The organism is Prochlorococcus sp. MIT 0604, from assembly GCF_000757845.1.
Taxonomy (GTDB): Bacteria; Cyanobacteriota; Cyanobacteriia; order PCC-6307; family Cyanobiaceae; genus Prochlorococcus_A.
On record NZ_CP007753.1, the window covers coordinates 1,771,573 to 1,780,061 of the forward strand.

Annotated in this window: 5 protein-coding genes; 3 read left to right on the forward strand and 2 right to left on the reverse strand. The window is 31.1% G+C overall.

Translation table 11 applies throughout. The features are described 5' to 3' along the window. Positions 1 to 74: 74 nt before the first annotated feature. Positions 75 to 2,978 carry an excinuclease ABC subunit UvrA gene (gene uvrA, locus EW14_RS09700; protein WP_042851256.1) on the reverse strand — a complete coding sequence of 968 codons (2,904 nt, stop codon included), beginning with the start codon at positions 2,976 to 2,978 and terminating at the stop codon, positions 75 to 77. A 54-nt stretch (positions 2,979 to 3,032) separates the two neighbouring features. Continuing rightward, complete coding sequence (locus EW14_RS09705) at positions 3,033 to 4,712, reverse strand: AAA family ATPase (RefSeq protein WP_042851257.1); 1,680 nt, start codon at positions 4,710 to 4,712, stop codon at positions 3,033 to 3,035. A gap of 68 nt (positions 4,713 to 4,780) precedes the next feature. On the opposite strand from EW14_RS09705, the gene EW14_RS09710 reads away from it, so the two are divergent. Genes EW14_RS09710 through thrC form a run of 3 tightly spaced genes read left to right on the forward strand, consistent with a single transcriptional unit; the run spans position 4,781 to position 8,320 of the window. Then, entirely contained in the window at positions 4,781 to 6,637 is a 1,857-nt protein-coding gene (locus tag EW14_RS09710; RefSeq protein WP_042851258.1) for an AarF/ABC1/UbiB kinase family protein, read from the forward strand. Then, on the forward strand, positions 6,638 to 7,210 hold the full coding sequence (locus EW14_RS09715; protein WP_042851259.1) for an alpha/beta hydrolase: 573 nt from the start codon (positions 6,638 to 6,640) through the stop codon (positions 7,208 to 7,210). It begins immediately after the preceding gene. A 6-nt stretch (positions 7,211 to 7,216) separates the two neighbouring features. Further along, positions 7,217 to 8,320: a threonine synthase gene (thrC, locus tag EW14_RS09720; RefSeq protein ID WP_042851260.1), complete on the forward strand. Its 1,104-nt coding sequence runs from the start codon at positions 7,217 to 7,219 to the stop codon at positions 8,318 to 8,320. The last annotated feature ends 169 nt before the right edge of the window (positions 8,321 to 8,489 follow it).

An 8,489-nucleotide genomic window follows, 5' to 3' on the forward strand; every position in this document is an offset into this window, starting at 1 on the left:
ATATTAAGTCACTTTAAAAAGAATTTCTTTTTGCTGAAATAATTAAAATACAAAGAAATACAACAAGAATTTTCTTATTTTAGAACCTTTTTAAGATATTTTGCTGTATGACTTAAGGGATGTTTCGCTACATCCTCAGGGATCCCTTCTGCAATAATTTCTCCACCTTTATCGCCTCCATCAGGTCCTAAATCAATGATCCAATCAGAACATCTAATTACATCTAAGTTATGTTCAATAACAATTACTGAATTACCCTTGTCTACCAAACGTTGTATCACATCCATTAATTTATGAACATCATAAAAACTAAGACCTGTAGTTGGTTCATCAATCAAGTATAGAGTTTTTCCAGTAGCCCTTTTAGATAATTCTGTAGCTAGCTTAACTCTTTGAGCCTCTCCGCCAGACAATGTAGGCGCAGGTTGGCCTAATTTGACATATCCTAAGCCGACATCTACTAGTGTGGATAATCTGTCAGCAGCTTGGGGTATAGCAGAAAAATTTTCTGCGGCTTGTTCAACAGTCATCTCCAAAACGTCAGATATATTAAAACCTTTGTATTTAACTTGAAGAGTTTCCCTGTTAAAGCGAGCTCCTTTACAAACTTCACATTGTACATATACATCAGGTAAAAAATTCATTTCGATAACATTAACTCCCTGACCTTTGCAAGCCTCGCATCTTCCTCCTTTCACATTAAAACTAAATTGACCAGCTTGATAACCTCTTGCTTTGGCTTCCACTGTAGCAGTAAATATTTGCCTTATAGGATCAAATGCACCTGTATAGGTTGCAGGATTTGACCTTGGAGTTCTTCCTATTGGAGATTGATCAATAACAATAACCTTATCAATTGCCTTTATACCCTTTAACTCTTCAACGCCTTGAGGAAAAGGGACTTTTAATCCTAGAGAATGACACAAGGCAGGATGCAGTAATTCATTTATTAAAGTACTTTTGCCACTACCACTAACACCAGTTATAGAAACTAATCGTCCTAATGGAAATTCTACAGATATATTCTTTAAATTATTTTTTGAACAATTATTTAAGATTAAACTTTTTTTAACAGATGATCTGCGTTCTTTTGGAGTAGGAATCGATTTCCTACCACTTAAATAAGCCCCAGTTAATGACCTCTCTGATTTCAGTACATCTTGATATGATCCCTTAGCAATAATTTCCCCACCATATATACCTGCCCCTGGTCCAATATCTACTAGATAATCAGCAGATTTCATAGTATCTTCGTCATGTTCAACAACAACTAAGGTATTTCCAAGATCTCTTAGGCTTTTTAATGTTTCTAATAATCTGTCATTGTCTCTCTGATGTAAGCCAATACTTGGTTCATCTAATACGTATAAAACACCCGTCAGGCCTGCACCAATTTGCGTAGCTAATCTAATGCGCTGAGCTTCTCCACCGGACAAAGTCATAGCTGGTCTATCTAAAGTTAAGTAATCTAGACCAACATTAATTAAAAACTTCAAACGTAAACGAATCTCTTTTAAAACTAATTCACCTATCTGCTTTTGTTTTTCTGATAAAGATATATTCTCCTTTTTAGACTTACCTAAACCCATGATGCGTTCTACATGAGTTAGGGTTTCAGAAACGCTTATAGAAGTTAAGTCAGTGATGTTGTATGGACCAAGTTTAACAGCCAAAGCCTCAGGTCTTAATCTTTTTCCAGAACATGTCTTACAGGGAACTAATTCTAGATACTTTTCTAATTTTTGTTTAACTGATTCTCCATTGGCTTCATTTAATTGCCTTTCTAATATTGGTAATATTCCCTCAAAAGGTCTTTCAAAACCACTAGAAGTTTTAAAACGGCTATCAGCTTGAATTAGTATTGGTTTATCTGATCCCAAGAGTAGAACTTTTTTTTGCAACTCACTTAAATCTTTCCAAGGAGTTTTTAATTCAAAACCATAAGCTTGTCCTACAGAATAAAGTAAAGAGAAGTAATAAGTATTATCTTTTTCACTCCAAGGAGCTATTGCAGCATAAACAGGCAATGTTTTATCAGGTATAACTCTATCCGCAGTAAATTTTTTTAAATAACCAATCCCATGACAATCTGGACAGGCTCCATATGGGCTATTAAAAGAAAATAATCTAGGAGAAAGTTCTTCAACAATAGAGCCATGTACTGGACATGCATAATTTTCTGAGTAAAGTTTTTCTCTCTCTAAATTAGGAGGTAAGTTTTCCCCTTTTTTTGGAACAACTTCTACTATTGCTAAGCCATCGCCTCTTTTGAGACAAGTTTGTAGAGAATCATTTAATCTTTCTTGTATTCCTTCTCTTGCAATTAATCTATCAACTACTACCTCTATATTATGAATTTGATTTTTATCTAATTCAATACTATCAGCAAGTTCTCTTACCTCGCCGTTTATTCTTACCCTAGCGAATCCTTCAGCAGCTAGTCCACTTATTAATTTTGTATGTGTTCCTTTCTTACCTCTTACAACAGGAGCCAACAATTGGTACCTTGTTCCTTCTGGTAATAGAAGAATTTGATCAACCATTTCATCAATTGTTTGAGGCGCAATTGGAATCCCGCAATGGTGACAATGAGGCTCCCCAGCACGACCAAACAATAATCTTAGATAATCTTGTATCTCTGTTACTGTTCCAACTGTTGACCGAGGATTATGACTTGTAGATTTTTGATCAATTGAAATGGCAGGTGACAACCCTTCAATATTATCAACATCTGGTTTATCAACTTGACCCAAAAATTGCCTCGCGTAGGCAGAGAGACTCTCAACATATCTTCTTTGACCTTCAGCAAAAATAGTATCAAATGCTAGAGAGCTTTTACCACTTCCACTCACACCCGTAAAAACTATAAATTTATTCCTAGGTAGAGAAAGATCAATATTCTTTAAATTATGCTGACGAGCTCCCCTAATATTAATTGAATTATCTTCTCTAAAATTATTATCGATTTTATTAACCATGCTTAAATCTAATATATGATTTAGATAGGTTATTATAGTGTAATTTTTTCTCTTTTACGCAGCTGGGCGATCAAGAAGTTTAGAAGCATATTCGTTTACTTCAGAAGAACCTCCGCCGATAAGTTCTATTAATTCATTTTTTCTTTGATTTTTTGTAATTAGTTTTTGAATTGAAGTATAGGTTATTCCATTAATTACGTTTTTATTAACTTTAAAATGAGTTGATCCTCCTGCAGCTAAGAAAGGCTGATGTGTAATACATAAAACTTGTTGATTTTTAGAAATTTGTTTTATCAGCTCAACCAAAGAAAATAGGGATTTACCACTTAAACCGTTATCAATTTCGTCTAAAAAGAAAGTATTTGGTTTTTTAGAAAGACTAGATTTAATAGCTAACAAAAATCTTGACATTTCTCCACCAGAAATAACATTTGATAATGGAGCGAGCTTCTGATCAGGATTAGCCGAAAACAAAAAATTTATATTATCAATTCCATCGCCAGAAGGCTTACATTCGGAAAATTGAATTGAAAAATTTGCATTTTCTAAACCTAAATTGCTTAAAATCGCCATTACTAAACTTTGTAACTGTTTAGCAATTTTTTTTCTTTCAGTAGATTGAATAACATATAAAGAATTTAAATTACTTTGTAAATTCTCAATTTCAGCTTTAATAGTGCAAATCTCATTACCTTGATCATTTTTTTGAAAATACGTCTTTAACTGATCGCGTTTTTCAATTAATTGAGGTAGATCCAATGAAAAAGTTCTCTCCAAGTTTTTTAAAAAAAATAATCTTTTTTGTATTTCTGGAAGATTAGATTCATAATTTTCTATATCTTGCAAATATGAGTGTAGAAGAAAAATTAAATCTTCAACATCAGCATGGATATTTAATAATTTCTCTCTAAACTTATGAATCTTTAAATCAAAATCTGCTGTTTTATTTAAGAATTTTATTGATTGGTTAATTAAAGACGTTACTGATGGTTCATCATGACTGAAATTATTTAGGTTTCCTAAGGATGATCTAATTGAGTTATTAATTTCTAGATTATTTACAAGTTTATTTTCTGATAACTCTAATTCTAAAATTTCCTCACTGGAATTTAAATCAGCTTCTTCTAAACTCTTTAACATTTGTTTAATCGCCAAGTTATTTTCTTCTTGTTTTCTAGAAGATTCTATTTTTTCATCCATTAATCCTTTCAAAGCAACACTTTCTCCCCATATACTTTTAATCCTTTCGCTAGTGCTTCTTAATTCTTGAGAACATAAGTCATCAATAATTAATCTTCTCTTATCTAAAGAATCAAAGATAAAAGTGTCAGATTGACCTGCAAAATCTATTAAAAATCGTCCAAGTTTTTCTAATGAAAGTCTATTAATTGATAAATTATTAAGGCTATATTTGGATAAAATTTTATTATTTTTTTTATAAGATTTTCTTCTAATTTTTAGTTCTGATGAACTTAGTTCAAAACCGTTGCTAATTAACCAATTATTAATTTGGGAAGAAGAAGAAAATATCGCCTCGATAACGCAAAAATCTTTTCCTGGACGTATTAAATGTTTTAGAGGTATATTAGTTCCACCAAATAAAGCATTTAGGGAATCCAAAATTAATGATTTTCCTGAACCTGAATCCCCAGTTATGATATTCAAACCTTTTTCGAAATTAATTTCTATAATTTCAATTAATGCAATATTTTCTATTTTTAATTTTATTAACATGATAAATCTTCCATATAAAAAAATTAACTTCTTTTTGAAAAAAATAAAGGTTTTAAATATATAAAGTTATGAAAGAAGATTTTACAGATTTTATTGAAGTATCTGGACTCTTAAATTACGATCCAGATACAATTTCTAGAATTTACAAAAAAAATCCTAAAAGACTTTTAAAAAGACTTTGGCAAACACTCATACCTATTTTTGCCTACATCTTTTCCATCGGGTGGGATAAATTGACTAGAAGATTAAATAATGAAACACAAGCAAGATTTAGAGCAAGAGAATTAACAAATTTGTTAGTAGAACTTGGACCTGCATTCGTTAAAGCAGGTCAAGCTTTATCAACAAGACCAGATATAATTCCAGGGATTCTTCTAGAAGAATTATCTGAATTACAAGATCAACTACCTGGGTTTGATGGCGATAAGGCAATGGAATTAATTGAAGAAGATTTAGGATCTAAAATAGATGAGATTTTTTTAGAAATTGATAAAGAACCAATTTCTGCTGCTTCTCTAGGGCAAGTTCATAAAGCTAAATTAAAAAATGAAGATATCGTTGCAGTAAAAGTACAAAGACCAGGCTTAAGAGAACAAATAACTCTAGATCTTTACATAGTAAGAAATATTGCTTATTGGCTAAAAAACAATATTGGATTAATAAGAAGTGATCTTGTTGCTTTGATTGATGAATTAGGTAAAAGAGTATTTGAAGAGATGGATTATTTAAACGAAGCTGCAAATGCAGAAAAATTTAGAGATATGCATAAACATAATAAAATGATTGCCGTACCAAAAATTTACAAAACAATAACTTCAAGAAGAGTTTTAACAATGCAATGGATAGACGGTACAAAATTAACAAATTTAGAGGACGTAAAAAAATTAGGAATTAATCCTGATGAAATGATTGATATAGGGGTGCAGTGCAGTTTAGAACAACTTTTAGAACATGGTTTTTTTCATGCAGACCCACATCCAGGTAATTTATTAGCTTTAAAAGATGGAAGATTATGTTATCTAGACTTTGGAATGATGAGCGAAGTTTCCAGAGAATCTAGATCAGGATTAATTCAAGCAGTAGTACATTTGGTAAATAAAAACTTCGATAAATTATCTCAAGATTTCGTAAAATTAGGATTTTTATCAGAAGAAGTTAACCTAGAACCTATTGTTCCTGCATTTCAAGATGTTTTCATTAATGCTGTTGAACAAGGAGTTTCGAAAATGGATTTCAAAAGCGTTACAGATGATATGTCTGGTGTTATGTATAAATTCCCTTTCAGACTGCCTCCGTATTATGCACTTATAATTCGGTCATTACTTACATTAGAAGGAATAGCTTTAAGCGTAGATCCAAACTTCAAAATATTAGGCGCAGCTTATCCATATTTTGCAAGAAGATTAATGGAAGACCCTGATCCACAATTAAGAGAGAGCCTTAAAGAAATGCTCTTTGATAATAAAACATTCAAATGGGACCGTTTAGAAGATTTGCTTTCTAACGCTGCAAAACAAACAAATCTCGATTTAGAAAAACTTTTAGACGAAGTGATAAATCTTCTCTTTTCTTCAAAAGGAGGATTTCTCAGAAATGAAATAGTTGAAGGTTTAACAAATCAAATAGATTTAATTAATCTTAAGATATTAAAAAGTCTGAATAACTATCTTCCACAATCAATAAAGTTAAATACTATTAACGAAAATAACAACTTAAGTGATCTTATAATGTATGTAGAGCCATTGAGAAACTTTTTAGATATTTTACAAAAAGTACCTGGTTATTCAATTGACATGTTTCTAAAAAGGGTTCCGAGACTTATAAATGAGCCTTATACAAAAGAAATGGGCATAAAAATTGCAAAAAAAGTAACTGAAAAAGGAGTTGTAAGACTTGTTAAGATTGCCGCTGGTGCAAATATCTAAATGAAGTTTAGTAAATTTTTAATATTAAAAATCTTTTTTCTTTTAATAAGTTATCCATTACTTTTTAATCTTCCAAAAGCTAATGCTGCTGAAGAAATTAAAATCACATACAGCATATTTTCAAGAACAATTAAAGTAAATTCTCTAAAAAGTTTTGCTAAAGAAGGTAAATCAACAAGTAAATTAAAGAAAATTTTAAGAGCAACCGGGGCTCCCGATAAAGAAATTAGAGATGTTTTAAATAAAGATTTTGAGGTTCCTATTACGATTGCAAGCAAATTAGTATATTCAGAAATAGGAAATGTTTTTTTAACTAGACTTTCATCGATTATTCACCCCCCAAGAGCAAATGATGAAAGAACAGGTATGCTGGCGCTTAGAGCAAGCGTAATTCAAGGAATTAACATAGGAAATGGGAAAATAAATCTGATAAATTTTTTTGAAGGATATCCAACTAAAACTGTAATTTTAGATGTCAGTGCTTTGAGCAAAGTTATGAATAAAGTAGAATCAATTTCAGAATTATTAACCTTTTTCACCAATTCTCCTTTAGAAAAAATCAAAACAAATTAAACAGCCATGGAGTTATTAAATAAAATTAAAAATAAACTACGTACTAATTACAGAAAAAAAAGGTGGCCTGGTTTAATAGAGGCTTATAAACAATATCTCCCAGTCACAAAGCAAACTCCTATTATTTCTCTCAATGAAGGAAACACACCACTTATTTTCAGCGAGTCAATTAGCAACTTAATTGGAAATGGAGCAAAAGTTTTCTTAAAATATGATGGCCTTAATCCAACAGGATCTTTTAAAGATCGTGGTATGACTATGGCAATTAGCAAGGCAAAAGAAGAAGGTCGTGAGGCTGTAATTTGTGCAAGTACTGGAAACACTTCTGCAGCTGCAGCTGCATATGCTTCTAGAGGAGGGTTAAAACCTTATGTTCTAATCCCAGAAGGATTTGTTGCACAAGGAAAGCTTGCACAAGCATTAATGTATGGAGCTGAGATAATATCTATTAATGGAAACTTTGATAAGGCTCTTGAAATAGTTAGGGATTTATCCTCAGAACATCCTATAGAACTTGTTAATTCAGTTAATCCATATCGAATAGAAGGACAAAAGACAGCAGCTTTTGAAATAGTTGATGATTTAGGTTTTGCTCCTGATTGGCTTTGTATTCCAATGGGAAATGCAGGAAATATAACTGCTTATTGGATGGGATTTAAAGAATATTCAAAAATAAGAAGAAATTTCAAATTACCAATTATGATGGGTTTTCAGTCCGAAGGCTCTGCTCCATTAGTAAAAAATATAATAGTTAAGGATCCAGAGACAATTGCAACTGCAATAAGAATTGGGAACCCTGTAAATAGAGAAAAAGCAAAAAAAGTAAAAAAAGAGAGCAAAGGAGACTTTCAATCAGTGACAGATGAAGAAATAGTCAATGCTTATAAAATTCTTGCCAAAGAAGGAGTCTTTTGTGAACCCGCCAGTGCAGCATCAGTTGCTGGACTGATTAAAAATAAAAATAGAATTCAAAAAGAATCAACTATTGTTTGTGTTCTTACTGGAAATGGCTTAAAAGATCCTGATTGTGCCATAAAAAACAATGATGCTATTTTCAGGAAAAACATTGAACCTTCATTAAAAGATATAACTAAAATTTTAGGATATTAAAATCCAAAAAAAATAGTGTCTGTGGAAATCAATTAAAAACAAGCATAATTTGTTGAAAAATACATAATAAATAATTTTATTTGTTAAATAAATTTAAAATTTTAGAATAAAGAAAAAACTATTAAACAAATAAAAAATTTTTTTCACATATTGTTTTCTGCGCAAACTT

Bases quoted from the DNA above. Each gene is read 5' to 3' on its own strand.
- EW14_RS09705 (WP_042851257.1), bottom strand. From the start codon at position 4,712: ATGTTAATAAAATTAAAAATAGAAAATATTGCATTAATTGAAATTATA.
- EW14_RS09715 (WP_042851259.1), top strand. From the start codon at position 6,638: ATGAAGTTTAGTAAATTTTTAATATTAAAAATCTTTTTTCTTTTAATA.
- uvrA (WP_042851256.1), bottom strand. From the start codon at position 2,978: ATGGTTAATAAAATCGATAATAATTTTAGAGAAGATAATTCAATTAAT.
- thrC (WP_042851260.1), top strand. From the start codon at position 7,217: ATGGAGTTATTAAATAAAATTAAAAATAAACTACGTACTAATTACAGA.
- EW14_RS09710 (WP_042851258.1), top strand. From the start codon at position 4,781: ATGAAAGAAGATTTTACAGATTTTATTGAAGTATCTGGACTCTTAAAT.